Below are 26177 nucleotides of genomic sequence, written 5' to 3'. Positions count from 1 at the left end.
TTCGTCAAGAATCGGCGCGGACGACCAGTGTGTCGATACCCCTTGACGCGTGGCGACGTCGCGAAAACCGACAAGTCGTTCCGAATTCTATGCTTGGCAGATGTGCTGAGATAGCCTAACGAAACACATTCTGCCCGAACGAGTTCCGTGATCCGGCACAGTGGATCCATTGAGGTACAACAGCGTTGAGTTCAGGAAAGAGCCTGATCGTCCGCCCGGCAACCAAGGCCGACATCGACTCCATGGTGGAAGTGCTCGCCGCCGCTTTCGCCCATGACGATCCGATCGATGAGTACGTCTTTCCGGACGAGACCGTCCGGTATCGACGGGCCCCGCGCATGTTGCGCGCCATGATCCGGCACCGCTTTCTGCCCGCAGGCGGGGCCGAGGTGGCGGTGCTCGACGGGCGGGTTGTCGGGGCCCTGCTGTGGTACCCGCAGGGTTATCGTCCGGGTGGCCTGCGCGAAATCATCGCGGGCCCTGAGCTTCTCGCGGCGATGGGATCCGCGGTGCGTCGCGGTATCGAGGTCGACGCGGCCATGGATCGGGCCGCTCCGCCCGAACCGCACTTCTTCCACGTCTATCTCGGCGCCGACCCGAGCCTGCAGCGCAGCGGTGTGGGCCGGGCGCTGTACGCCTCGTTCACCGACAAGGCCGACCGGCAAGGTGCGTCGATCTGCGGCATCTGCAAAGACGCCAATGTCGGCTACTACGAGGCGCTGGGCAACGAGCGCACCGGATCCGTCCGGCTCGGTGCGTCCGGCCCGGAACTCAACATCATGATTCGCCGCCCGCGGCCGCTCTGACCCCGAGGAATGCACATGACTGACATCGCCATCGTCGGCATCGGCTGCCGTTATGCGGGCGGCATCGACTCACCGGAATCGTTCTGGGACTTCGTGATCCACAAGCGCGACGGCGTTCGCGAGATTCCCGAGGAGCGCTGGGACTGGCGCCGCTACTACGACGAGGACCGGCGCGCCCCCGGCCGCATGTACACCAAACGCGGCGCCTTCATGACGGGCGACCCGTGGGCCTTCGACCCGGAGTTCTTCGGCATCTCCCCACGCGAGGCCACCAGCATGGACCCGCAGCAACGGTTGATCCTCGAGGTCGCCTGGGAGGCGCTCGACGACGCGGGCGTGGCCGGACGAGCCGCGGGGTCCTCGCTCGGGGTGTACGTGGGTGCCTTCACCCTCGACCAGATGGTGGTTTCGGCGGGTGCCGCGCTGCCGCATGTCGACCTGCACACCGCCGTCGGTGTGTCGTACACGATGCTGTCGAACCGGCTCGCGTACGCGCTCGACCTGAAAGGTCCCGCCGTGACGGTGGATACGGCCTGTTCGTCGTCGCTGGTCGCCCTGCATCTGGCGTGCCGGGCTATCGCCGACGGTGACTGCGAGGTCGCGATCGCCGGTGGCGTGAACGTGATGGTGCAGCCGGAAACGTTCGTCACGATGTGCAAGGGCGGCTTCCTCGCCGCCGACGGGCGGAGCAAGCCGTTCGACGCCGCGGCCGACGGCTACGGCCGGGGCGAGGGCGCCGGGGTGGTGGTCCTGAAAAGGCTGGCCGATGCCGAACGCGACGGTGACCGGGTCTACGCCGTGGTCAAGGCCACCGGCGCGAACCAGGACGGGCGGACCACCGCGATCACCGTCCCCAATGCGGAATCCCAGGAAAGCCTTGCGCGCGAGGTGATCCGGCGCTCCGGCATCGACGTTCGCGATGTGACCTACGTCGAAGCGCACGGTACCGGCACCCCGGTGGGCGATCCGATCGAACTGCGGGCCATCGGCCGCGCCTACGGCGCACCTGCCGGACGGCCGGGGCAGCTCGGCGTCGGATCGTTGAAGGCCACGCTCGGGCACACCGAGGCCGCCTCCGGCGTCGCGAGCATCATCAAGTCGGCGTTGGCGATTCGGCATCGCACGATCCCTCCCCAGGGCTGGCTGGACACGCCGAACCCCGATATCCCCTTCGACGAGTGGGGGATTCGAGTACTCACCGAGGCCGAGTCGGTCGGGCCCGACGTCGAGCGCATGGCCGTGGCGGTCAACGGTTTCGGTTACGGCGGGACGAACGCGCACGCGATTCTGCAGGAGTACCGGCCGAGCGCCGAAACCGTCCGGCCACCTGTGCATTTCGGTGTGCTGCCGCTGTCGGGGCGTTCCGAGGGTGCGGTACGGGAGCTGGCGCGTGGGTTCGCCGAACGCATCGCCGACGGTGCCGATCCGCAGCGGCTGGCGGAGGCGGCGTGGCGGCGGCGTCAGCATCACCCGGTGCGCACGGGCGTCGCTTTCGGTGAAGACACCGAGCTGGTGCAGGGGCTGATCGATCTGGCGACCGGATCGGGCCGGGTCGCCAAGACCGTTGCCAAACGCGCCGGTGAACCGGTGTTCGTCTGCACCGGCATGGGCCCGCAATGGTGGGGCATGGCGCGTGAGCTGCTCACGGCGGAGGGCACTTTCGCTGTCGAAGCGAAGCGGGTGGACGCGGAGTTCCAGGCGGTGGCCGGCTGGTCGATCATCGAGGAACTGCTGCGGCCCGAGGAAGAATCGAGGGTGACCTCGACCGCCGTCGCGCAACCGGCCAATTTCCTGGTGCAGGTCGCGCTGTTCGCGACGCTGCGGGAGCGGGGGATCGAGCCCGCGGCCGTCGTCGGGCACAGCGTCGGCGAGGTGGCAGCCGCGTACCTGACCGGCATGTTGTCGCTGGGCGACGCCGTTCTCGTCAGCTACCACCGTTCGCGGCTACAGGCGACCACGGCGGGCACCGGCGGCATGCTCGCGGTCGGACTCGGGCCGGACGAGGCCGGTGCGCTCGTGGCGGGTGAGGACGCGGTCGATATCGCGGCGATCAACAGCCCTTCGGCGGTCACCCTCGCCGGTGCGGTCGGCCGCCTCGACGCTCTTGCCGAAACGCTCACGGAGCGAGGCGTGTTCGCGCGTCGTCTGCAGGTCGAAGTGCCGTATCACAGTGCCCTGATGGACCCGATCCTCGACGAACTGCGTGCCGCGCTCGCCGACATCACCGTCGCCGAACCACGCCTCCCGCTGTACTCCACCGTCACCGGCGAGGTGGTCACCGGCGCAGACTGGGACGCCGACTACTGGTGCGCCAATGTGCGCAAGCCGGTGCGTTTCGCGGCGGCGGCCACGGCGCTCGTGAAGGCGGGGCACCGCGTTTTCCTCGAAGTCGGCCCCCACCCGGTGCTCGGCGCCAATATCCGCGAGATCCTCATCGGTGCGGGGGAGACGGGCACGACCATCGCCACCCTGCACCGCAAACAGGACGACGCGCACAGCATGCGTCAGGTGCTGGCCGACCTCTACGCCGCGGGCGCTCTCGACATCGACACCCTGTTCACCGAAACAGTCCGCCCGACACCGCATATCGACCTGCCGCGCTACCCCTGGCAGCGAACGGTGCTGCGCTCGGAACTGCCCGAACTGCGGACGCAGCGGCACGGCACCCCGGACGCGCACCCCCTGCTCGGCGACCGGCGCCCCGACGATGCGAACACCTGGCGGCTCAACCTGTCGACCGCCGCGCTGCCCTGGCTCACCGACCATGTCGTCGGCGGCACCGCCATCATGCCGGGCTCGGGCTACCTCGACGCCGCGCTCAGCGCCGCAGCCGTGCGGGCCGAGTCCGAGCAGGTGGGGCTGGAGGACGTGCGGTTCGTCGCACCGCTCGTCGTCGACGGCGGTGACGCACCGATCGTCGAACTCCACCTGGAGGTTTCGACCCGACGTTTCACCATCCGTTCGCGCGGTGCCGCCGGTTCGGTGTGGACCGTGCACGCGACCGGACGGCTCGTCGAGGGCTCCTACGCGCCGGTCGACGCCGACGTGCCGGACCTCTCCGCGATGACATCGGTCGAACCGGCCGACTTCTACACCGGTCTCGTCGCGGCCGGGCTCGAGTACGGTCCGGCGTTCCAGCGGGTGACCGCGATCCGGCTCGACACGGACACCGTTGTCGCGCAGGTGAACGGTGAAATCGACCGGGATGCAAGCCATCTCGCCCACCCGGCCGTGGTCGACGCCGCCTTGCAAACGGTCGCGGCATTGCTCGCCGGGCGTGCCGCCGAAGGGGCGATGGTTCCCGTCGGCGTCCGCTCGGTGCGCCGGTTGGCCGCACTGCCCGCCGAGATCACGGTGGTGACCCGGATGTCCGGAGACGCCGCCGACATCGACCTGCTCGGCGCCGACAACGCCGTCTGCCTGCAGCTGCGTGGCGTGCGCTTCGCCTCGCTCACCCCGGGTGCGGGACCACTGCAGCGGATGAGCGAATTCTTCTACGAAGAACGCTGGGAGCTGCGCGAACCGGTCGACACGACCGCGCTGCCCGGCAACGACGGACTGTTCACGCTGGTCCTCGGCTACGGCGAAGGCGTCGAAGACCGCGTCGAACGGGTGCACCAGGCCGTGCGCACCGGTGCCGCCGGTTCGGCCGCCGTCCTGCTCGACGACGCCGAGCTGGAAGCGAACCTCACCGCCCGCCTCCGCGACCTCTTCGCTCTCGAAGTGGTCGAGCGCGTGCATGTCTGCGTGGTTCCCGGCGCCTCGGCCGACGGCGATATACCCACCCTGTGGACCCTTCGCCGGGTCGCGGCCACCCTCGAGAGCTTCCTCGACGTCCGCGCGAACGAACTCGCCGTCGACCTGCCGATGACCGGCGACGGGTCGCTGCACGCGACGGTCGTCACCGCCAACGCCTACGCGCACCCGGCCGACCCGACGCCACCCTCGCTCACCCAGGCCGCGATCGCGGGCGCCCGCCGTGTGCTGCTCAACGAACAGTCCCGGCTGCGGTGGCGGCTCGTCGATATCGACGCTCGGGTTACCGAAACCGAACTGGCCGCCGAACTCGCCCTGCCGGGTGCCTTCACCTACGACCGCAGTGACGAGGTGATCCTGCGGGACGGACTGCGCTGGGTCACCGTCGTGGACCGGACCATGCCGCAGCGCCTCGAAACGCTCGACACGGCGGAGCCGCTCACCGATCCGGAGGCGAACTTCGAACTCGAGCTGCCCCGCTCGCGCACCTTCGCCCGGCTGGGCTGGCGGCGGTGCGAACGCCGTGCACCCGGACCCGGTGAGGTCGAACTGCGCATGCGCGCGGTCGGCCTGAACTATAAGGACGCGCTGAAGGTGATCGGCGTGCTCGGGGAGCGGGAGCTGGCGCCCACCTATTTCGGCACGGTGCCCGGTATGGAAGGAGCCGCGACCGTCATCCGGGTCGGTGCCGGAGTCACCGACGTGGCCGTCGGCGACGAGGTGACCGTGACCTCGAAGGGCATGATCGCCCGGTTCCACACCACCGACGCCGCCCTGCTCGCCCGCGTGCGCCCCGGCACCGATCCCGGTCGCTGCACGAGCGGAACGGCCTTCGCCACCGCCGAACACTCCCTGCTCGAGCTGGCCAGGATCCAGCCGGGGGAGACCGTGCTGATCCACGGCGCCGCCGGTGGTGTCGGCACTGCCGCGGTACAGATCGCCAAGCAGCACGGTGCCGTGGTGATCGGCACCGCGAGCACCGAGCAACGCCGTGCGCTCGTGTCGGCCGAGGGCGCCGATCACGTCCTCGGTTCGCGCTCGCTCACGCTCGTGGACGAGGTGCTCGCGCTCACCGACGGCCGTGGCGTCGACGTGATCCTCAGTACCGCACCCGGTGAGTTGCAACGCCAGAACTTCACGATGGTCGCCGAATTCGGCCGCATCGTCGAAATCGGCAAGGCCGACATCTACGCCGGCGGCGTGCTCGAACTGGCCGCCTTCGACAAGAACATCGCCTACTACTCCTTCGACCTGGACCGCATGGCCCGCGTCCGGCGTGACCGCGTGCTCGACCTGGTGCGCGGGATCAACGCCCGGCTCGACGACGGCACCTATCGGGCGCTGCCGTTCACCAGCTACGGCACCGCCGAGGTCGGCGAGGCCTTCGAGGCGGTGGCGCGGTCCACCGGAACCGGACGCGTCGCGCTCGATCTCACCGAAGCCGAGCCCCTCGTCCGCCCCGCCCTGCCCCAAGTGCGTATCGAAGCGGACGCGAACTACCTGATCACCGGTGGTTTCGGGGCCTTCGGCCTGGCCACCGGACGGTGGTTGGTCGGCAACGGCGCCCGTCACCTGACGCTGCTGGGCCGTAGCGGCCCCACCACGGGAGCGGCCGTCGCGCAGCTCGCGGCGTGGGCGCAGCAGGGCATCACGGTGGTCAGCGAGCTGGTCGACATCACCGATGCCGAGGCCGTCGCCGCGGTGATCGACCGAGCGCACACGGCCGACCATCCGCTGCGCGGTGTGTTCCATACGGCGGGCGTGATCGATGACAAACGCGCCACGGTGATGGACGTCGACAGTTTGGCGGCGGTGTATCGGCCGAAGGTGGACGGTGTGCGCGCCCTGGCGGCGGGTCTCGAGGCGGCAGGCGTGCGACTCGACCACTTCGTGCTGTACTCCTCCGGCTCGACGATGTTCGGCGCGGTCGGTCAATTCGCGTACACCGCAGCCAATTCCGCGCTGCAGGCGATGGCCGAATCGGTTGTCCGCACGGGTGGCACGGCGCTCGCGGTCGGCTGGGGTCACATGTCCGGTGGCGGTATGGCCGCCGCCGACGACCACATCACCCGTTATCTGCGCACCACCGGCTTCGATCCGCTCGACATGGACGAGGGCGCACAATATCTGGAACAGGCGCTGCGCCTGGGTATTACGCAGGCGGCGATCATTCCGATCGACTGGGCCAAGGTCGATGCCACCGCGCCGTTCTTCGCCAAGACAGGGCGCCTTGAAACGATGATCGCCGCTGCGGCGCAGGATGATTCGGCGGCCAGTCAGTTGCGTCTGCAGCTCGCCGAACTCGACGAGGACAAACGCGGGGAGGTCGTGGCGTACATGCTGGCCGAACAGCTGGCGCAGGTGATGGGTGTCGCGGCGGATTCGATCGACCTGAGCGTTCCGGTTCCCGAACTCGGCCTGGATTCGCTGATGGCGGTGGAATTCGGTGCGCTGGTGTCGAAGTCGCTCGGTGTCGAGCTGCTGACCTTGCAGATGGGCCGTTCGTTCAGCCTCGAACAGGCGGGAGCGCGAGTGGCGGAGGCGATCGTCGGGGTGCGGGCATGAGCGAGTCGGCGCGGGAACTGGCCAGGAAACTGCTCAACGACACGGTCGGCGAGGGGGTGTCGCGGGCACCGTCCACGCCACCGCCCGCCACGCGACGGCCCCGGCGCGGTCCGGGTCGCCAGTTCGCCGACCACCCCGAGGTGGCGGCGATGGCGAAGAAGCGCGCCACGATCGCCGAACTGTACGACCGATTCGACATGCCGAACCCGGTCTTCCTGCTGCGTGAGAGCGCCAACGACACCGTGATCCGTTGGCAGGGACGCGAACTGGTGAACTTCGGCGCCTACAACTACCTCGGGCTGAGTAATCATCCGAAGGTGGTGCAGGCGGCCAAGGACGCGCTCGACACCTACGGCGCCTCCGCCTCGGCCTCGCGCATCGTCGCCGGGGAGATCCCGCTCTACGCCGAACTCGAGCAGCGTCTGGCCGGGATGTACGACGTCGCCGACGCCTTGGTGACCACCAGCGGATACCTCACCAATGCCGGGGTGATCGGCTTTCTGTTGCGTGACGGCGATGTCGCCATCTGTGATTCGCTGATCCACCGCAGTGTGGTGTCGGGCGTGCAGTGGTCGGGTGCGCGTCAGCTCACCTTCCGGCACAACGACCCCGAGTCGCTGCGGTCGGTGCTGCGGATGGCGCGCGCCAATTTCGACCGTGCGTTGGTGGTGCTCGAAGGTCACTACAGCATGGACGGTACCGTCGGCCGGCTTCCCGAAATCGCCGCTATTGCCAGGGAATTCGACTGTGCCGTGATGGTCGACGAGGCGCATTCGCTCGGTGTGTTCGGTGCGAACGGCCGAGGCGTTCGCGAACATTTCGGCCTACCGGGCGACGCGGTCGACATCTGGATGGGCACCCTGTCCAAGGCGCTCGGCAGCTGCGGTGGATTCGTCGCCGGTGACGCCGACCTGATCGGTGCGATGAAGGTCGCAGCACCCGGCGTGGCGATGCTGAGCGGAGGCCCCGCGCCGTCGACGATCGGTGCCGCCCTGGCCGCCCTCGACATCCTCGACATGGAACCCCAACGCCTGACCCGCCTGTGGTCCAATACCGAGTTCTTCCGGAGCTTGCTCGTCGAACGTGGCCTCGACCTGGGTGTTTCCGAGGGCACCCCGATCTTCCCGGTCATGGTTCCGCAGGAATTCCGCTCCGGTTTCGTCTCGGCCCGGCTGCTTCAACAGGGCATCTACACGGGCGCGATCACCGCCCCGGCGGTCCCGGTCGGCAGCGAACGACTGCGCTTCTTCCTGACCTCCGAACACACCACCGACCAACTCCGGCGCACCGCCGACGAGCTGGCCGAGGCAGTGCGGGTCGCCGAAGCGCTGCCCGTCGTCTACGGCCTCGGCTGAGAGGTTCTTGATCTCACCCGGAACGGATGATGCATCGCGATCGGCCAGGCATGACGATTGCCCGATGACTACTGCGGCGTCGAAACCCGATCTGGCAGCACTGGCCGCGGAGGCCTTCGTCTACGGGTATCCGATCCTGGCCGACCTGGACAAGGTCGCCGAAGCGGTGCGGAACGGTTTGGGGGCGACCGCTGCCGCCCCGTTCAACCAGTTCGCCAATGCGGCGTCCCTGGCCGGGCCGGATACGAATTTCGTGTCCGTCAACAACGACACCGTGTACTCGAACGCGATGGTCGACACCAGTGGCGGCCCGGTGCGGTTCGACGTGCCCGATGCCGACGGCCGCTACTACGTCATGCAATTCGTGGACGCCTGGACGAACAACTTCGCCTACGTCGGTCACCGTGCGACCGGAACCGGGGCCGGATCGTTCCTGCTCGTGCCGCCCGGATGGAACGGTGCCGCACCCGAGGACGTCATCGTGATCCACTGCCCGACCACGATCGTCTCGATCGTCGGCCGCTGGGCGGTCGACGGCGAATCCGACCTACCCACGGTGGAGGCGCTGCAAACCGGCCTGCTGCTCACCCCCACCGGTACCGGAAAGGGACTGCCGACACCGGCCACCGGCGTGCCCGACGACCTGCTGTTCTTCGAACAGCTGCGCGTCGCGATAGCCGCGTTCCCACCCGCCGAACGCGACAAGCGGTACCAGCAGCGGTTCGCCCCGCTCGGATTGCTGGCGGATGAATCCCCTTACCGCGCTTGCGATCCCGGCCTCGCCGAGGCGCTGGTCGAAGGTCTGGCCGAGGGCAGGAAGAACCTCGAGTCGGAGCTGAAGCACGTCAGCGCGCCGGTGCAGAACGGCTGGAACCTGACCTACCACCTCTTCGACTACAACCTGGACTTCTTCGAAGTCGGAGCCCTCGACGATCCGGAATGGAAGGTGCCCGATACCCCCGCCCGCTACACGCAACGCACCGCGGCGGCCCGCGGGGGACTGTGGGGCAATCACGGCTACGAGGCCGCCTACGCGATGGTCTACGTCGACAGCGCGAGCGCCGCCCTGGACGGATCACAGCGATACCAGTTGACCTTCGCCACGCCCCCGCCGTGCGGCGCCTTCTGGTCGATCACGATGTACGACGCGCAGAACTTCTACCTCGTCGACAACCCCATCGACCGCTACTCCATCGGCGACCGCACCCCCGGGCTGGTCACCGCCGCCGACGGCTCCCTCACCATCGCCCTTCAGCACGACGAGCCGACCGACCCGACGCAACGTGCCAACTGGCTCCCCACTCCCGCCGGCCCCTTCCGTCCCCTGTTGCGTGTGTACGAACCCGACCCCAGCGTCCTAAACGGTTCCTACGAACTCCCACCGATCATTCGACAGCCCTGATCGGTGACCGGCACTCCTGACATCGGAGGCTCGGTGCGGGTCGATGGAGCACTTCGCGACGTAGGGTGAGACCGCCTCCGACCGGAAGGAACACCGTGACCGAAGCAGCATCCGTAGTCGTCGCTTACACCCACCTGTTCCCAGGTTTGGAACTCGACCTCCCCGGCGACCGCTTCGACATCGTCTTCGCCGACGGCAGCGAAGCGGCGGCCACCCTCACCGAAACAGGCGGCGGCCCGGCCATCCTGGTCGACGCCTACCGCACCCAGGCGGGTACGGAAATCGCCGAAACCCTCTGGCCTGTCCGGCGTTCGGTGGACGACGAGCATCGGGTGAAGCTCGGGAAGGCCCTGCGCTCGACCAGCTAGGGCCGCAGTGCTCCGAGCGCCCAGTCGTCAGTGCAACCGGGTCGCGAGCCCGTCGAGAACAACGCCGAGTTGCCGTTCGAACCTCGGGTCGCCGTCGTCGCGGAGATGTCCGGCGGCCTTGACCAGCTCGGCCCCCTCGCCGAGCCACGCATCGCGTTCGGCAAGCGAATATCGAGTGGGGTCCGCGCCGGTGGACGGGCTGCGCTCCTGCTCTTCGATGACGAAGCCGACCACGAAGGCCGTGAGCAGGTCGAGGGTGTCGTCGGCCTCGGGCAGTGAGAACCCGGCCGCGGTCAAGCGCTCGAGCCACGATTCCTTCGCCTTCACCACGTCGGGGTCGGCGAAACGCGTGCCGCTGAAGATGCGCGCCCCGTCCCGGTGCCTCAGATACTCCGACCTCAGGACGCGGGCGTAGGCGGACACGTCGTCACGCCAGTCGGCGCCGCGCGGGATCGCCGCCAGGGCATCGGTGACGCGGCGCATGACGAAGGTGGCCATCTCGTCGAGGAGTTCCTGCTTGTTGCGGACGTGCCAGTACAGGGCGGGGGCCTTCACGTCGAGCCGGGCGGCGAGCGCGCGGACGGTGAGGGCGTCCATGCCCTGCTCGTCGAGCAGTTCGAGCGCCGTCGTCACGATCTGCTCCCGGGTGATTCCTTTTGCCACGGTTGACACCTTAACAAAGTTAAGGCACCGTTGACGGCATCCTGAATTAACTTAGTTAAGGAGACATCTCATGCGTGCTGCTGTCGTCGAAACCCCTGACGCCACACCAGTTCTCGCGGACTTCCCTGATCCGCAACCGCGGCCGGAGCGGGCACCGCTGAGGCTGGTCGGCGCTGGTTTGCACCACGTCGTCCGTGGGCAGGCCGCCGGGCGCCACTACTCCGGTGGCCCGGCACATCCACTCGTACCGGGCGTCGATGCCGTGGCGCGGACCGAGGACGGGCGGCTGGTCTACACAGGTTTCGCCCTGGCGCCGTGGGGGACCATGGCGGAATGGATGGTCACGCCGTTCGAGGCGGAACTTCCCGCCGGGGCCGATCCGCTCGCTGTCGCCGCCGGTATGAATCCGGCCCTTTCCGGCTGGATGCCGCTGATCGCCCGGCGCGAGGAGGCGGGCGAACTCGGGACCGTACTCGTGCTCGGCGCGACCGGCGCCTCGGGCGGTCTGGCGGTGAGTGCCGCGCTGGCCCTCGGCGCGAAACAAGTCGTCGCGGCCGGGCGCGACCACGCAGCGCTGGAACGACTGCGCAGCCCGGGCGTAGTGACCGTCGCACTCGCCCCGGACGCACCCGACACCTGGTCGACCACCCTCGGTGCGGCCGTCGCCGACACCCAACCCACCCTCGTCCTCGACTACGTGTGGGGCACCGTCGCCGAGGCTGCCTTCGCAGCAGTGGGAAGCTCCGGCCCGTCCGCCAACAGCGTGCCGCTCGATTACGTGCAGATCGGCACACTCGCCGGAACCGACGCCTCGCTGCCCGCGGCGCTACTGCGCAGCCGCCGCATCCGGATCAGCGGCAGTGGCCTCGGCTCGGTCTCGAAGGAACAGATGATCGCCGAGGTCCCCGCCATCCTCGCCCGCTTCGCCGACGGCACCTTCGACCCGCCCTACACCGCATACCCGCTCAGTCGTGTCGGCGAAGCCTGGGCACATCGGGGCCGTCCCCGCGCCGTCATCGTCCCGGACTGATCGCGGACTTCCTGGTGAACATATTTCAGACTTGCAGCTCAGGCGGCGGGGTCGTCCACAGGGCGCTGATCGGAACACCGGTCAGCGCGTCGCCGAAAGGGAGTTGCTGGTCACCGCAGTAGAGGACCAAGCCGGCATGGAAGCGATCGCCGAGGCGACGTTGCAGGGCTCGCAGGCCTCGGAAATCGTCGGGGCGAATGGTCTCCGCCGCTTTGACCTCGATCGCGACGATCCTGCCCGCGTTGTCCTCGAGGACGGCGTCGACCTCGTAGCCGTCCCGGTCGCGGTAGTGGTGCAGCCTGGCCATGGTCGTGCTCCAGGTGAGTTGACGGGTCAGTTCGCCCAGTACGAAAGTCTCCAGGATGGCGCCGGTGGTCGTGTCATTGGTGACGCCGGTCAGTAGATAGGCGGCGAGACCGGAGTCGGTGAAGGTCAGTTTCGGTGTCGAAATGGCACGTGCGGTGGCATTGGCCGACCAGGCCGGGACCAAGCGGACGAGGTAGATGAGCTCCAGGATGTCGACATAGTCCCGCAGGGTCGTGACCGGTATCCCCAGATCAGCGGACAGGCGGCTGTAATTGAGTAGGCCGCTGGTCTGCGCGGCCAGGGCTGCGACGAGGCGACGCATGTCGGATCCGCGGCGGATGTCGGCCACCTGGTGCACATCGCGACTCATGATGTCGTCGAGGTAGGAGCTGTAGAACTGGGCGCGTCGACGCGGCGCGGTACGACGGATGGCTTCGGGATATCCGCCCCTGGCCGCCGCAGCCAGGTAGTCCTTGCGTCTCAGCTCCGATGATCCGGTGCGGAAGTCGGCACCGGCAGCGAACACCGCATCGATGAAACCATCTGGGGTGCCGTTGATTTCACCTTGCGACAAGGGAAAGAGCTCGATGGTTTCCGACCGGCCGGGCAGTGAATCGCCCAGAGAGCTGAGTCCGAGGAGTCTTGCCGAGCCGGTCAGCAGAAAATGCCCCGCCCGTGGATCGCGGTCGACAGCGTGCTTGATCGACAACCAGAGATCCGGAACGCGCTGCACTTCGTCGATCATCATGGTGCCTGGTGCGTCGAGGAAGGCGGCCGGGTCGGTTTCCGCCGAGGTACGCGTAGCTTTGTCGTCGAGATAGCGTTTGGTGACCTCCGGCATACCGCGCAGGCACTGCTCAGCCAGCGTACTCTTCCCGGTCTGCCGTGCACCGTTGAGAATGACCACCCGCGTGTCTGCCAGCGCCTCTTTCACCAGCGCAGCGGCTTTTCTCGGGAGGAAACCAGCGGTGTGATGCACAGCCGAATCCTACGCTCTCCCGTCGATCTGCCGAAGGTTCTCCCGTCGATCTGCCGGAGAGTGTGTCGTCGATCTGCCGGATGAAGCGTCGCGTCCTTGCTTTCGACTCTGAGATCCACGATGCCCTGCTGCTGACCTGGCGTCAGGACCGAAACCGAGCTGCACGGGATCGTCATCTACGAGCAAGGCCCTCGGCAGGCTTCGAACCTGCTACATCCTGGTTTCAGGTCGTGTACCGGAGCTGCCCGGGCGGGCGACAGGGGTTTCCGGCACAGTGTTGCCATGGGTTCGTCGGTCGCCGGCTCTTTCACTGTCGCCACATTCAACGTCAACGGAATCCGCGCGTCACGTCGTCGTGGATTCGACCAGTGGTTGCGGGCCAGGTCGGCGGATGTGGTCGCGCTGCAGGAATTGCGTTGTTCCGCAGCCGATGTGGGCACCTTCCCGGGCTATTCGGCGGCAGTGGATGTCGGTTCCGTGGCCGGTCGCAACGGAGTGGCCGTATTGACCAAGGTTCCCGCCGCTGCTGTGCGGACGTGGGTGACCCACCCACCCAGGGCCCGCGGACTCGGTGAGTTCACCGCGCAGGGACGTTATATCGAGGTAGACCTGGCCGACCGCCCGGTGACGGTGGCCTCTCTGTATCTCCCCAAGGGTGGTCTGCCCGCGCATCTCCAGCGCCCGGGATCGATGCGCGAGCAGCCCGACGGTGGGGTCCGGTACGAACGCAAGCAGAGGTTCCTCGCTGCGTTCGCCCGCGAAGTGCACCGGAACCGGCTCGCTGCGCTGAGTGTGGGACGCGAGTTCGTCCTCACCGGGGATCTGAACATCGCGCACACCCGGCACGATGTGACCAACTGGCGTGCCGCCCGCACGATGGACGGCTTCCTGCCTACCGACCGCGAGTGGTTCAGTTCGATTCTCGGCACGCGCAGGCTCGTCGATGTGGTGCGACAGGTGCACGGCGATCGCCCGGGTCCACTCACCTGGTGGAGTTGGGCGGGTCAATCGTTCGCCAAGGATGTGGGTTGGCGAGTGGACCACCAACTCGTGACACCCGGTCTCGCCCGCCTCGCGACGTCTGTCGTCGTCGACAAGGAACCGTCACCCGCCGAGCGCCTCTCCGATCACGCGCCCCTCATAGTGACCTACTCGGCGACGCCCGACTGAGAAGTTCTGGTGCCCTCGGCGGGGCACATCGAAGATGGGAACGCAGGCGACCTGGAGGTTTGGGCCGGCCAGGTGATGATCGAAGCGGATTTCAGTCTTGAATGAGCGACCCAGGCGTTGTTCGGCGCCGGTTTTGGAACTGTTTGGGGGTCACTCCCTTCCAGCGTTTGAATGCGTGTATGAAGCTCGCGGATTCGGCATAACCGAGGCGGATAGCCACGTCGTGTACCGAGAGCGCGCCGGTGCGGAGCATCTGTTCGGCGAGTGTTTCGCGGACCTCGTCGCGCAGGATCTGGTAGCTGGTGCCTGCTTCGCCGAGTCGTCGTCGCATGGTTCGGGTGCTGATGTGGAGTGCGCGGGCGACCTCGTCGGGACCTGCTGTGTCCAGGTCGACGTGGGTGAGCAGGTCTCTGATCTGTGCCGCGATGCCGTGGCGGTGTCGGCGTGCGGTGACCAGTTGTCGGCACTGCTCTTCGCATTGGGCGAGGGTGCGTGGATCGGCTCGAGGGAGTGGCTGGGTGAGCAGGCGTGGGTCGAACGCGACGATGTTTTCGGGCCGGTCGAAGATCGGTAGCTGGTGGAACACGTCCGCGAACGGTGTGGGCGAGGCTGGTCGTGGGCGGCGGATCTCGACTCGCGCTGGTGCGAACTGGCCGGGGAAGAGGTCTTCGATCACGGTGAGGATGGCCGCCGCGTCGCGATCGAGGAGGAATTGTCGGGCCGGTGGTGTGAGGGCGGTGTCGTCGAGTCGCACGATCACCTCGGCCTCGGACACCTCGACTCGGGGAACGCAGAAGGCGAAGGTCAGGTCGAAATAGCGAAGGAAGAACGACAGGGCGTCGCCCAGGGTGGGACTGGCCAGGCAGGCGAATCCGAAGATGCCGAATGTGGTGGTGCGGTATCGGCGGCCGAGTTCGAGCCCGGGGTGGTCTTCGTCGGTGAGCGCGGTGGCCAGGTTGGTCGCGACGGCGAGTTCCTGTGCTGCGGAAACGTGCGCGTGGGGGTCGGCGAGGTGGGCCGCGGTGAGACCTGAGCCGTCGAGTGTCTGCTCGGGGGTGAGTCCGTGGTCGCGGGCGAACTGGGACATCAGGGCGACGCTGGCAGCCGACCGGGGAAAATCGTGATGGGAAACCGCTGCGGCCGGGATAGATCCCGTCATGACCAGCGAGTTTACAAGTCTGCCGAGGGTTTGGCCAAAATTGTCAATTCTCTGGCCGCGCGGATCTACGTCCCGCGATGCTCCGTGGTTAGCGTCGAGGACCATGCGAGATGGGACAACAAGCGTGGCGGACACCGTATCGGTGGCCATCGTCGGTGCGGGTTTCGCCGGACTGGCGATGGCCAATGAGCTGCTGCGAGCGGGGATCAGCGATTTCGTGATCTTGGAGAAGGCGGATCGGGCGGGCGGGGTGTGGCGCGAGAACACCTATCCAGGTGCCGCCTGCGATGTGCCCTCGCCGTACTACTCGTTCTCCTATGCCCCGAAGCCGGACTGGACCCGGCGCTACGCCGGTCAGGCTCAGATCGAGAGCTACCTGACCGATATCGCGTCCGCGCCCGACCTGCGGGGCCGGATTCGGTACGACGTGGACGTGACAGACGCACGGTTCGAGGAGTCCGAGGGGCTGTGGATCCTGTCCACCGCCGACGGCGGTTCGGTCCGCGCTCGGGTGTTCGTGCCGGCGACAGGGCAGCTGTCTCGTCCGGCGATGTCCGACATCGAGGGACGCGAGCGGTTCGAGGGCGCATCGTTTCATTCGGCGCAGTGGCGTCATGATGCGGACCTGCGGGGACGGCGGGTGGCGGTGATCGGCGCGGGCGCGAGCGTCATCCAGTTCGTTCCGCGAATTCAACCGCAGGTCGCACAGTTGACCCTGTTCCAGCGGTCGGCGCCCTACATCCTGCCCAAACCGGACGGTGTGTACCGGTCGATCCACCACTCCGCTTTCCGGCGGCTGCCGCTGCTGCAAAAGCTCGAACGTGGCCTGTGGTGGACCCTGGGCGAGGTGTGGACGCTGGGTATCACCGGTAACCGGCGGATCAGCGCTGCGGTCGAAGCCGCGGCGAGCTGGCAACTGCGACGGCAAGTGGCCTCGGCGGCCTTGCGGCAGAAGCTGACACCCGACTACCCGATCGGTTGTAAGCGGGTGCTGTTCGCCAACGACTACTACCCTGCCCTGGCCGAGCCCAACGTCGACGTCGTCACCGATCGCATCACCGAAATCACCGCAGGTGGAATTCGCACCGCTGACGGCGTCGAGCACGCGGTCGATGTGATCATCTACGGCACCGGATTCGCCACCCAGGAATTCCTCGGACCGATGACGGTGCGCGGGCGCGCAGGCCACGAACTCAGCGCCGCGTGGGCCGATGGCGCCCGCGCTCATCTGGGCATGACAGTTCCGGGGTTTCCGAACATGTTCGTCATGTACGGCCCCAACACCAACCTCGGCACCGGTTCGATCATCTACATGCTGGAACGCCAAGCCCGCTACATCCGCCAAGCCGTCGAGGTGTTGGCGCGAAACCCGGGTGGGGTCATGGAGATTCGTGCGGAGGTCGAACAGCGCTACGACGACGAGATACAGCGACGCCTCGCCGGCTCGGCGTGGTCGGGTTGTGTGAGTTGGTACAGATCCGCCTCCGGTCGGATTTCCAGCAACTGGCCGGGTTTGGTCTCGGAGTATTCCCGACGGACGGCGACGTTCTCGCTCGCTGACTTCCATGTCGGTGCGGTCCCGCGAGGATCCGGCATCGCCGAGGCGACCACATGAGACGAGCAAGGTGAGGCCACCCCGGCGATTCGGCGGCGCGATACCGCCACCGTTCTTGGGGGCCGGTCAAGATAGCATCGAGGCCGGCACTAGGTCAGGACTGGAGATGCCTCGCAACAGACGTCCGCAGGATCGGGAAGAAAAGCGTGCAGAGATCGTGGTGGCTGCTCGTCGGTTGTTCGTCGAGCAGGGTTACGACGCGGCATCGATGACACGGATCGCCCGCGACGCCGGAGTGGTATCGAACACGCTGTACTGGTACTTCCAGGACAAAGACGCGGTATTGATCGCGGTCCTGGACGCGGTCCTGGCCGACTCGATGGCCTCCTACAGCGAAATGCTGGGCGCGGGGCTGTCCGATCGGCTGCTGTGGCTGGTGGGGGAGTTGGAGCAACTGGGGCGGCTGGTGAGCACGGTGCACATGCGTGCCGAGAAGTCCGAAGCCATTCACGAATGGCACGAGCAATTCCACGCGCTGGCCGAGGGATTGTTCCGGGCAGAACTGATCGAGCTCGGCGTACCGGCCGACGAGGCCGATCCGCTGGTCGCGATCGGCGTTTTCGTTGTCGAGGGCTTGCTGACACATCCGGCGGGGCAGGCTCAGCGGCGGGCGGTGCTCGAGACGTTGCTGAAAAGCGCTCGCGGTCTTGCCGCAGCCGCCGACTGAGTGCCTGGTCCGCGAGACCGGGGTGGCCTACTGCGTGTTGTTGCGTGCGGTGTAGCCGAATTGTGTTGCCAGGAAAAAGAGTTGGTCACGCACTGCACGTTCGAAGTGCTCGCCCAGGTAGATGTCGAAGTGATCGCACGGGTAGTTCTGGACATGCACGTGTGCCAGGCCCCGGGCATGACGCTTGGTGGCCTTCGCGGGCGCGGCCGCGTCGTGGTCGCAGACACACAGCAGCGTCGGAGTGCTGAAGCGAGCCAGCGCGCGACCGGGCCGATCGAGCGGAAGGCGCAGCGCCAGCCGCGCGGCCAGAGCGTTGGCGGCATCGAATTCACCGTCCGGGCCGCGCAATACACCCCACATGCTGTCGCCGCCGACACCGGTCACGGGTTCTTCCCCGGCGTCGATCTCGGTCAGCTCGATGTTCTTCGACACCTGAGCCCGTACCGACGGCAGCCGTTTCAACAACGTGCTGGTGCGCCGCGAGAGACGCGTCCCCGCAGGCAGGAGTGCGGAAGCACCGGCAAGGGCATCGGGTGAGGCCACGAACGCGGGCATCCAGGATGTCCCCGCCATCGGCAACAGGATCGGCTTCGCGCCGAACAAGGAACCGATTGTGTCGAGGACACCTGCCGCTGTCAGCGCTACCACGCTCAGCGGGCCGGTCCGGATACGTGAGCGCAACGACGCCGGTCCATCGGTGAAGGGGCACTGGGCGACGACCGCCGCGACCCGGCGGTCTTCGGAGGCGACCTGAAGGACATGTCCGCCACCGAAAGAGCTGCCCCACAATGCGATCCGGTCGGCATCGACCTCCGGAAGAGTGCGGACGAACGCCAGGGCGGCATGCCAATCGGCGCGTTGCCGACCGATATCGAGGAGCTGGCGTGGTGCTCCGCCGCTGGCCCCGAGGTGACGGTAGTCGAACACCAGCACCGACCACCCCGCCTCGGCGAACCGTTCCGCGTAAGCGTCCAGGCGCATCTCCCGCACCGCCCCGAGCCCGTGACCCATGATCACCATCGGGCGCGGGCCGTCGAGGTCAGGTGCGGTGTACAACCATGCCGCGCACTCGTCCTGACCTGAGGTGAACGAGACCTCGCGCCGCTGCACCGTCGCCGCCTCATGCCGATCGGCAGGCCCACTGATTTCCATGACTCGCGTCCTCTCGGTTCGCCACTTCTTGGATGACGTCCAAGAAGTGGTTCGCGGTTAAGGTAGAGGGTTCTTGGACGCCAGTCAAGAACTCGGTCGGCTCACAGATCTGGTGGCGGCGATCCCGAACCTCAAGCGCGCTACAAGCGGCATTGGCGAGGTTTTGTGAAGTCCTCGGCATGCCCGGCGACTTCATCTTTCGAGGACGGACGGAGTCTGCGTCGAACATCCACTGTGAGCCGCACTGAATCACCAGGTCATGACGGGGATATCACAGCCGGCCCGGGGCTCTCCGCGCATCGTCGGCCAAACCTGGCCGCCAGCCGCAACGGCGCACGGCACCACGACAGCCGTGCCATCGCGCGCCCTCTGCCTGGCTGGGCAGACAGGATCACCACGTCAAATGCGACGCGGTGATCCTGTTCCCATCTTCGAGCGCCCCCGGCAGGATTCGAACCTGCGACACCCGCTTTAGGAGAGCGGTGCTCTATCCCCTGAGCTACGAAGGCGGGGGGCTCGCTCGGCGGGCCGAGGTGAGTATAACGCGAGGGGGTGGGTGGGGGTGTCGGGCTCGGTCAGAAGGCGGGGTAGGTGCCGGTGTCGTAGCCGGGGTCGGTGAGGTCTGTGGGGGTGGGGGTGGCGGCTCGGCCGGTGCCGTCTTCGAAGGCTTCGGCGTCGTAGCCGATGCCGTGCATGCCGGCGAACAGGGCCGAGAACAGCAGAACCGAGCCTGCTCCCCAGGCGCCGGCGAGGAGGGCGGGTTTCCACCAGGGTTCGGAGTACCAGCCCGCGGGGACGGGGCGGCCGGCGACTCGGCCGCCGGGGTAGTAGTGGCCGGTGGTGGGGGAGGGGTGGGGGGAGGCGGTGATGCGGCGGCCGTTGTAGTCGATGGTTCGGGGTTGTTCGACGCGGCCCGCGATGTCCTGGCCGTCGAGGGCGGGGATCGGGTCGCCGGGGTCCATGTTCATGGCCTGGCGGGCGGCGCGGATGTAGTAGAGGCCTTCGAGGGCGGTGCGGCGAGCGAGGTCGGCCTGGTGGGGGGAGCGCGCGCGGTCGAGTTGGGCGGTGGCGGCGGTGTGGCGTTCGGCGGCGTCGGCGAGGGCCTGGCGGGCGGCTTCGTTGCGCGGGGTGAGGGCGTAGACCTGGCCGCCGAGGCGTTCGATGCCCACCCTGGCCTCGGCTCGCGCCTCGTCGAATTCGCGGGCGGTCCGTTTGTTCTGTTCGGCGCGCAGGTACAGCAGGGCACCCACCGACAACACCAGGATCAGGACCAGCCACCACAGCATCGCACGCCTCATTTCGTCGAGGTGTCGAGATGCCGTCCAGTTTACTGACCGGTTGCGGCGAACGCGCTGACCGCTGATGATCAGCGCGTTGCCGAATTGCTCAACCGGCGAGATGGCGGGCGATCACCAGGCGCTGGATCTGATTGGTTCCCTCGAAGATCTGCATCACCTTCGCCTCGCGCATGTACCGCTCCACGGGGAAGTCCTGGGTGTAGCCGTAGCCGCCGAACACCTGGACGGCGTCGGTGGTCACCTTCATCGCGGCGTCGGTGGCGGCGAGTTTGGCGACGCTGGCCTGACGCGAATAGGGCAGCCCGGCGTCGCGGCGGCGGGCGGCGTCGAGATAGGTGGCGCGGGCGGTGTCGACGGCGGCGGCCATGTCGGCGAGCACGAAGCCGAGGCCCTGGTGGTCGATGATCTTGCGGCCGAACGCTTCTCGCTCCTTGGCGTAGGCGACGGCCTCGTCGAGCGCGCGCTGGGCCACGCCCGTGGCGACGGCGGCGATGCCGAGGCGGCCCGCGTCGAGGGCGCTGAAGGCGATCGAAAGTCCTTGTCCCTCTTCGCCGATGCGGCGTTCGGCGGGCAGGAACACGTCGTCGTAGGCGGCGGTGGTGGTCGGGATGCCGCGCAGACCCATCTTCTCCTCGGGCTTGCCGAAGCTCAGACCCTCGGTGCCCGCGGGCACGAGGAAGCACGAAATGCCGCGCGAGCCTTCGCCGGTGCGCGCGAACAGGGTGTAGAAGTCGGCGCGGCCACCGTTGGTGATCCAGGCCTTGGTTCCGGTGATCCGGTAACCGCCGTCGACGGGGGTCGCGCGGCAGCGCAGGGCGGCCGCGTCGGAACCGGCGTGCGACTCGGAAAGGCTGTAGGCGCCGATGGTTTCGCCCGAGAGCATCCCGGCCAGCCACTGCTGCTTCTGTTCGTCGGTGCCGTAGGTGAACAAGGGATGGCACGACAACCCGTGCACGCTCACCGCCACCGCGACCGCCGCCCACCGGCTCGCCAGTTCCTCGAGCACCTGCAGGTACACCTCGTACGGCTGCGCGCCGCCACCGAACTCCTCGGGGTAGGGCAGGCTGAGCAGTCCGGCCGCGCCGAGGGCGGGGAAAACGCCCTCGGGAAAGACCCCGGTCTTCTCGCTCTCGGCAACGCGCGGCTCGAGCACTTTGTCGGCGATCTCACGGGTCAGTTCGATCAGATCGCGCGCTTCTTCGGTGGGCAACATGCGGTCAACAGCCATGGCCGTCACATTACGGCGGAGGCTGTCGAACGGTTCGCGCCGACAATGTGTCCGCCGGAATCTTGGCTGGGAGAACCGTTGCCCAGGCCAAACCTTTCGGTAACATCCCGTGTGACGTGGATCATTCCGCGGCGAGGGATTCGAAGGAGCACCGATGCTGAGCACAATGCAGGACGACCAGCTCTCGCTGGCAAAACTGCTCAACTATGCCGCCACTTTCCAAGGCGATTCCACCGTGTCCACCTGGACCGGCGACGGTGTTCGCACCATGACCTACCGCGAGCTCGGCGCGGATTCCGCTCGGCTGGCCAACGCGCTGCGCGGGCTCGGCATCGAAGAGGGCGACCGGGTCGGCACCTTCATGTGGAACAACAACGAGCACATGACCGCCTACATCGCGGTCCCCGCGATGGGCGCCGTCCTGCACGCGCTCAACATCCGGCTGTTCCCGGAACAGCTGGTATTCGTCGCCAATCACGCCGAGGACCAGGCGGTGATCGTCGACGGCACGCTGGTTCCGCTGTTCGCCCAGTACCTGCCGAACCTCAAGACGGTCAAGCACGTGATCGTCGCCAACGGTGACCCGGCCGCGCTCACCGCGCCCGAGGGCGTGCAGGTGCATTCCTACCGTGAGCTGCTCGACAGCCAGTCCGCCGAGTTCGATTTCCCCGTCGTCGACGAGCGTTCGGCCGCCGCGATGTGTTACACCTCGGGCACCACCGGCGACCCGAAGGGTGTCGTCTACTCGCACCGCTCCAACTGGCTGCACGCCATGCAGGTGAACTCGCCCAACGGCATGGGTTTCCACGGCGGCGACTACGTGCTCGCGATCGTTCCGCTGTTCCACGCCAACGCATGGGGCCTGCCGTACGCGGCGCTGATGTCGGGCGCCAACATCCTGATGCCGGACCGTTTCCTGCAGCCCGCGCCGCTGCTGGAGATGATGGCCGCCGAGAAGCCGAGCTTCGCCGCCGCCGTGCCGACCATCTGGGGCGGTGTGCTCGCCGCGCTGGCGGCCGCGCCGCAGGACATCTCGCACCTGCGCACGGCTGTCGTCGGTGGTTCGGCGGTGCCGCCGTCGATGATGCGCGCCTTCGAGGAGAAGCACGGCGTGCGCATCCTGCACGCCTGGGGCATGACCGAGACCTCGCCGCTGGGCAGCGTCGCGCACCCGCCCGCCGGTGTGGAGGGCGACGACGCCTGGGAGTACCGCTACACCCAGGGCCGTTTCCCGGCCAATGTGGAGGCCCGCCTCGTCGGTGACGACGGCAAGGTCGTCCCCAACGACGGTGAGTCCCTCGGTGAGCTGGAGGTGCGCGGCGCCTGGATCACCGGCTCCTACTATTCGCCCACCGGCGCCGAGGTCGACCCGGACAAGTTCGACGACGGCTGGCTGCGCACCGGCGATGTCGGCAAGATCAGCCCCAACGGCTACCTGACCCTGGTCGACCGCTCCAAGGACGTCATCAAGTCCGGCGGCGAGTGGATCTCCTCGGTCGACCTGGAGAACGCGGTGATGGGCCACCCCGCCGTCGCCGAGGCGGCCGTGATCGGCGTGCCGGACGAGAAGTGGGACGAGCGCCCGCTGGTCGCCATCGTGCTGGCCGAGGGTGCCGCCGCCGAGGCCACCGAGCTGCGTGACTTCCTGGCCGACAAGTTCGCCAAGTGGCAGCTGCCGGAGCGCTGGACCTTCATCGCGGAGGTGCCCAAGACCAGCGTCGGCAAGTTCGACAAGAAGCGCCTGCGCGCCCAGTACGCCGAGGGCGAGCTCGAGGTCGTCACGGTCTAGAACGACGAAAAGGGCGGGCGTGGAATCACTTCCACGCCCGCCCTTTCGCCGGCCGACGAGGATTCAGCAGTTACGGAGCTCGGGACTCTGGTTCAAGAGCTGTGCGCGTGGGCTGATGTAGCGGGTGTAGGTTTCCCCGCCGACCGCCGAGAGCGGGAAGGCCGCGACCCGGTGGCAGTTCTGGAAGGCCAGCTTGACCCCGAAGTGGCGTTCCAGGCCACCGCGGATGGCGTCGGAGGCAAGGGCACGCAGCAGCTGGCCGCGGGCCGTCTCGTCCGGCGGCGGGACCCGGTTGTCGGCGTATTCGTCGGTGCCCGAACGCAGGTCATCGGCAACCCGGCTCACCACTTCCCAGGCGTAGGGCAGCGACCGGCGGACGCAGTCGACGAATTCCGCGTCGTCGATATCGCCCTGTTCGGCGCGTTCAAGTAAGGCGGCGGGAACATCGAGGGACATGGCGCTCTCCTCCTGCTCGAAGTGTTTCGGTGGAATGCGATGCCCGGCCGAGTGTAAACGAAATCCGTTGTCGATAAGCGGGTTCAGTCCGAAAGGGCGCGGCGCAGCGAGGATTTCGCGTCCGACCACAGGGCGGTGACCAGTTCGCCCGCTGGTTGCTCGGTGCCGAGCGAATGTGCTTGGCCGGCCCACAGATTCACCTGATCCGGGTTGCCCGCGGCCCGGCCCTCGGCGCGGAGAGGCGAAGTGGCGTAATGGATTTCAGGATACGCCGCGGGCGCACCCGCGGTGTGGTCGATGAGGAACCGGTTGCGGATGCCGCGCGCACGCCGACCGGTGAAGGCGCGGGTGAGCATGGTCGGTTCGGTGGAGCCGATCGCGCCGCGGTGCACCGCGTTGGTTCCGGCTTCCGGACAGCGCAGCAGGGCCGTGCCGACCTGCGCCGCCCGTGCGCCCGCGGCGAGAACCGCCGCGACCGCAGCGCCGGTCGCGATGCCACCCGCGGCGACGATCGGGCGATCGGTGGCGGCGGTGAGCAGTTGCAGCAGGGCGAGCAGGCCGAGCGGGTCGATCGGGTCGTCGGCCGGGTCGTCGAGGAAGCACGCGCGGTGCCCGCCCGCCTCGGCCCCCTGGGCGATCAGTGCGTCGGCGCCCGCGTCGAGCGCGATGGCGGCCTCGGCGGGCGAGGTCACCGTCACCCAGACCTCGGAGCCGACGGCGTGCAACCGGTCCACCTCCACCGCGGTGGGGCAACCGAAGGTGGTCGACACCACCGCGACCGGCTCCTCGGTCAGCAGGTCGATCTTGTCGGCCCAGCCGTCGGTGTCGTGCTTGGGCGTGCCGAGCGGAAACTCGACCCCGAGTTCGGCCAGGTAGCCCGCGTAGGAGGCCGGATCGGCGACCGGGCCCGGCGCGAAGAGGTTCACGCCGAACGGTCCTGAGGTGAGCGCCCTGGTCGCGGCGATCTGCGCGGCCACCGCCTCGGTGCCGAGGTATCCGGCGGCCAGCTGTCCGAATCCGCCCGCGGCCGACACCGCGGCCACCAATTCGGGAGTGGACGGGCCGCCCGCCATGGGTGCGGCGACGACGGGGACGCGCAAGCTCTCGATCACCATGCCAAGAGTGTGGCCCGGCAAACCTGTGTCCAGCCCCCGCGACACCGTGGGTTACACGCCTCGATCCTGGGCTCGTTACTAGTCAACACACGATTCACCTGGGAATTTGCCACCGAAGGTTGCGGAATGATCACGGCGCGGTACAGTTCACGTCACGACGGATGCCGAACCGTTACACATAGTCCGGCATCGGGAGAGATCCCAGGTCGATCGCGAGATCGGCTTCGTACCGTCATTGTCGCCGGACGCTAGGACGAAACCTTGTCGCAGCACCGTATGGGCCCCGATTCGATCTCCGTCAAGGCCCTGTTGGCCGACGGTGGCGCCGGACGCCCCAGCCGGCACCGCGCCGCGCCCTCGCGCACCGAGCGGGTGCGGGCCGCCGCAGGTGCCGCGGTCGCCGCGGGCGCCCTGGTCGGGACCGCCGCACAGGTCGTCCCCGCCATCGCCTACGCCGCCCCGCTGCTGCCGACCACCCAGGACGACGTCGAGGAATCCGTCGTTCCCGAGTCGGCCCGCGAAGACGTGAACCTCGTCGCCGCGCAGGAAGTCGCCTCCCACGTCGAGGCGCCCGCGCCGGTGCAGGCCGTCGCCGCCCCCATCGCCGCTCCCGTGGCCGCCCCGTTCGGCATCGGCAACCTGCCCCCGGAGATCTCCGGCCCGCTGGCGCAGGTCGAAGACATCCTGCAGGGCATCCAGCACCAGGTCGCGCCGCCGCAGGCCGCCCGCCCGGTCGCCGGTCCCATCAGCTCCGGCTTCGGTGCCCGCTGGGGTGCCATGCACAGCGGCATCGACTTCGCCGACAACCTCGGCGCCCCGATCCACTCCGTCATGAGCGGCACCGTCGTCGAGGCGGGCCCGGCCTCGGGCTTCGGCCTGTGGGTGCGGGTGCTGCAGGACGACGGCACCACCGCGGTCTACGGCCACGTCAACGACATGCTCGTCAGCGAGGGTCAGCGGGTGAACGCGGGCCAGGTCATCGCGACCGTCGGCAACCGCGGCCAGTCCACCGGCCCGCACCTGCACCTCGAGATCTGGGATCAGGGCGGCGCCAAGATCGACCCGCTGCCGTACCTGGCCTCCAAGGGCGTTCCGATGGAATGGGGCCCGTCGGCTCACTGAGCGGATATCGCCCGCAAACAGGCACGATCGAGTGACGGTGGTTCGTATGAGCCCCGTCACTTTGCCGTTGAAGCGGCAACAGTGACAAAGCCCGCGCCGATACTCCTCTGGGCCCGAGATTCTGGGGGCTACCGGCGCGATCCCGGTATGTGTGTGGACGGTCGATATGATGGCTC

At 67.9% G+C, this 26177-nt stretch carries 19 protein-coding genes and 1 tRNA gene; 11 read left to right on the top strand and 9 right to left on the bottom strand.

The genetic code is table 11. The features are described 5' to 3' along the window. Positions 1 to 185 precede the first annotated feature (185 nt). The 5 genes from AB0I19_RS11820 to AB0I19_RS11800 all read left to right on the top strand — a co-directional run bounded on the left by AB0I19_RS11820 (position 186) and on the right by AB0I19_RS11800 (position 10252). Positions 186 to 806 (top strand): GNAT family N-acetyltransferase, encoded by a 621-nt coding sequence (locus AB0I19_RS11820; RefSeq protein ID WP_357147513.1) that lies wholly within the window; start codon positions 186 to 188, stop codon positions 804 to 806. Positions 807 to 821: 15 nt separating this feature from the next. After that, positions 822 to 7127, top strand: a complete 6306-nt coding sequence (locus tag AB0I19_RS11815) for an SDR family NAD(P)-dependent oxidoreductase (protein ID WP_357147511.1) — start codon at positions 822 to 824, stop codon at positions 7125 to 7127. Continuing rightward, positions 7124 to 8482, top strand: coding sequence for an aminotransferase class I/II-fold pyridoxal phosphate-dependent enzyme (locus AB0I19_RS11810; protein WP_357147508.1), 1359 nt, complete (start codon positions 7124 to 7126; stop codon positions 8480 to 8482). The genes AB0I19_RS11815 and AB0I19_RS11810 overlap by 4 nt, the downstream gene beginning before the upstream one ends. Positions 8483 to 8546: 64 nt before the next feature. Further along, positions 8547 to 9884, top strand: coding sequence for a DUF1254 domain-containing protein (locus AB0I19_RS11805; RefSeq protein WP_357147505.1), 1338 nt, complete (start codon positions 8547 to 8549; stop codon positions 9882 to 9884). A gap of 95 nt (positions 9885 to 9979) precedes the next feature. Further along, entirely contained in the window at positions 9980 to 10252 is a 273-nt protein-coding gene (locus AB0I19_RS11800) for a hypothetical protein (protein WP_357147503.1), read from the top strand. 27 nt (positions 10253 to 10279) lie between these two features. On the opposite strand, the gene AB0I19_RS11795 is transcribed toward AB0I19_RS11800, so the two are convergent. Continuing rightward, entirely contained in the window at positions 10280 to 10915 is a 636-nt protein-coding gene (locus tag AB0I19_RS11795) for a TetR/AcrR family transcriptional regulator C-terminal domain-containing protein (protein ID WP_357147500.1), read from the bottom strand. Between the two features lie 70 nt (positions 10916 to 10985). Between AB0I19_RS11795 and AB0I19_RS11790 the strand changes: the two genes are divergently transcribed. Further along, a complete protein-coding gene (locus tag AB0I19_RS11790) occupies positions 10986 to 11945 on the top strand; it encodes a zinc-binding alcohol dehydrogenase family protein (protein ID WP_357147497.1) in 960 nt (319 codons plus the stop codon). A 25-nt stretch (positions 11946 to 11970) separates the two neighbouring features. Here the strand turns inward: AB0I19_RS11790 and AB0I19_RS11785 are convergent, their stop codons facing one another. Next, positions 11971 to 13230 carry an ATP-binding protein gene (locus tag AB0I19_RS11785; RefSeq protein WP_357147494.1) on the bottom strand — a complete coding sequence of 420 codons (1260 nt, stop codon included), beginning with the start codon at positions 13228 to 13230 and terminating at the stop codon, positions 11971 to 11973. Between the two features lie 282 nt (positions 13231 to 13512). On the opposite strand from AB0I19_RS11785, the gene AB0I19_RS11780 reads away from it, so the two are divergent. Next, positions 13513 to 14400, top strand: coding sequence for an exodeoxyribonuclease III (locus AB0I19_RS11780; protein ID WP_357147491.1), 888 nt, complete (start codon positions 13513 to 13515; stop codon positions 14398 to 14400). Positions 14401 to 14491: 91 nt separating this feature from the next. On the opposite strand, the gene AB0I19_RS11775 is transcribed toward AB0I19_RS11780, so the two are convergent. After that, entirely contained in the window at positions 14492 to 15559 is a 1068-nt protein-coding gene (locus tag AB0I19_RS11775; RefSeq protein WP_357147488.1) for an AraC family transcriptional regulator, read from the bottom strand. 124 nt (positions 15560 to 15683) lie between these two features. Between AB0I19_RS11775 and AB0I19_RS11770 the strand changes: the two genes are divergently transcribed. Together AB0I19_RS11770 and AB0I19_RS11765 are read left to right on the top strand one after the other, a co-directional pair. Continuing rightward, complete coding sequence (locus tag AB0I19_RS11770) at positions 15684 to 17174, top strand: NAD(P)/FAD-dependent oxidoreductase (protein ID WP_357147485.1); 1491 nt, start codon at positions 15684 to 15686, stop codon at positions 17172 to 17174. 106 nt (positions 17175 to 17280) lie between these two features. After that, positions 17281 to 17841 carry a helix-turn-helix domain-containing protein gene (locus tag AB0I19_RS11765; RefSeq protein ID WP_357147482.1) on the top strand — a complete coding sequence of 187 codons (561 nt, stop codon included), beginning with the start codon at positions 17281 to 17283 and terminating at the stop codon, positions 17839 to 17841. Positions 17842 to 17868: 27 nt separating this feature from the next. Here AB0I19_RS11765 and AB0I19_RS11760 read toward each other — a convergent pair whose 3' ends face one another. From AB0I19_RS11760 to AB0I19_RS11745, 4 genes are all read right to left on the bottom strand, one after another. Then, a complete protein-coding gene (locus tag AB0I19_RS11760) occupies positions 17869 to 18993 on the bottom strand; it encodes an alpha/beta fold hydrolase (RefSeq protein ID WP_357147479.1) in 1125 nt (374 codons plus the stop codon). A 436-nt stretch (positions 18994 to 19429) separates the two neighbouring features. Beyond that, positions 19430 to 19502: transfer RNA gene (locus AB0I19_RS11755), tRNA-Arg, on the bottom strand. Positions 19503 to 19568: 66 nt separating this feature from the next. Continuing rightward, on the bottom strand, positions 19569 to 20279 hold the full coding sequence (locus AB0I19_RS11750; protein WP_357147476.1) for a DUF1542 domain-containing protein: 711 nt from the start codon (positions 20277 to 20279) through the stop codon (positions 19569 to 19571). A 100-nt stretch (positions 20280 to 20379) separates the two neighbouring features. Further along, positions 20380 to 21519 (bottom strand): acyl-CoA dehydrogenase family protein, encoded by a 1140-nt coding sequence (locus AB0I19_RS11745; protein WP_067641039.1) that lies wholly within the window; start codon positions 21517 to 21519, stop codon positions 20380 to 20382. A 154-nt stretch (positions 21520 to 21673) separates the two neighbouring features. Here AB0I19_RS11745 and AB0I19_RS11740 point away from each other — a divergent pair, with 154 nt between their 5' ends. Further along, positions 21674 to 23308: a long-chain fatty acid--CoA ligase gene (locus AB0I19_RS11740; RefSeq protein WP_357147473.1), complete on the top strand. Its 1635-nt coding sequence runs from the start codon at positions 21674 to 21676 to the stop codon at positions 23306 to 23308. Between the two features lie 63 nt (positions 23309 to 23371). Here AB0I19_RS11740 and AB0I19_RS11735 read toward each other — a convergent pair whose 3' ends face one another. Both AB0I19_RS11735 and AB0I19_RS11730 read right to left on the bottom strand, forming a co-directional pair. Beyond that, complete coding sequence (locus AB0I19_RS11735) at positions 23372 to 23764, bottom strand: SCO5389 family protein (RefSeq protein ID WP_357147471.1); 393 nt, start codon at positions 23762 to 23764, stop codon at positions 23372 to 23374. Positions 23765 to 23847: 83 nt separating this feature from the next. Continuing rightward, entirely contained in the window at positions 23848 to 24879 is a 1032-nt protein-coding gene (locus AB0I19_RS11730) for a nitronate monooxygenase (protein ID WP_357147469.1), read from the bottom strand. 261 nt (positions 24880 to 25140) lie between these two features. Between AB0I19_RS11730 and AB0I19_RS11725 the strand changes: the two genes are divergently transcribed. Continuing rightward, complete coding sequence (locus AB0I19_RS11725) at positions 25141 to 26001, top strand: M23 family metallopeptidase (protein ID WP_225281822.1); 861 nt, start codon at positions 25141 to 25143, stop codon at positions 25999 to 26001. The last annotated feature ends 176 nt before the right edge of the window (positions 26002 to 26177 follow it).

This window comes from Nocardia sp. NPDC050413, assembly GCF_040655475.1.
GTDB classification, from domain to species: domain Bacteria; phylum Actinomycetota; class Actinomycetes; order Mycobacteriales; family Mycobacteriaceae; genus Nocardia; species Nocardia coubleae.
Note: the sequence above shows the minus strand (reverse complement) of the source record. Positions and strands in the feature narration are given on the sequence as shown.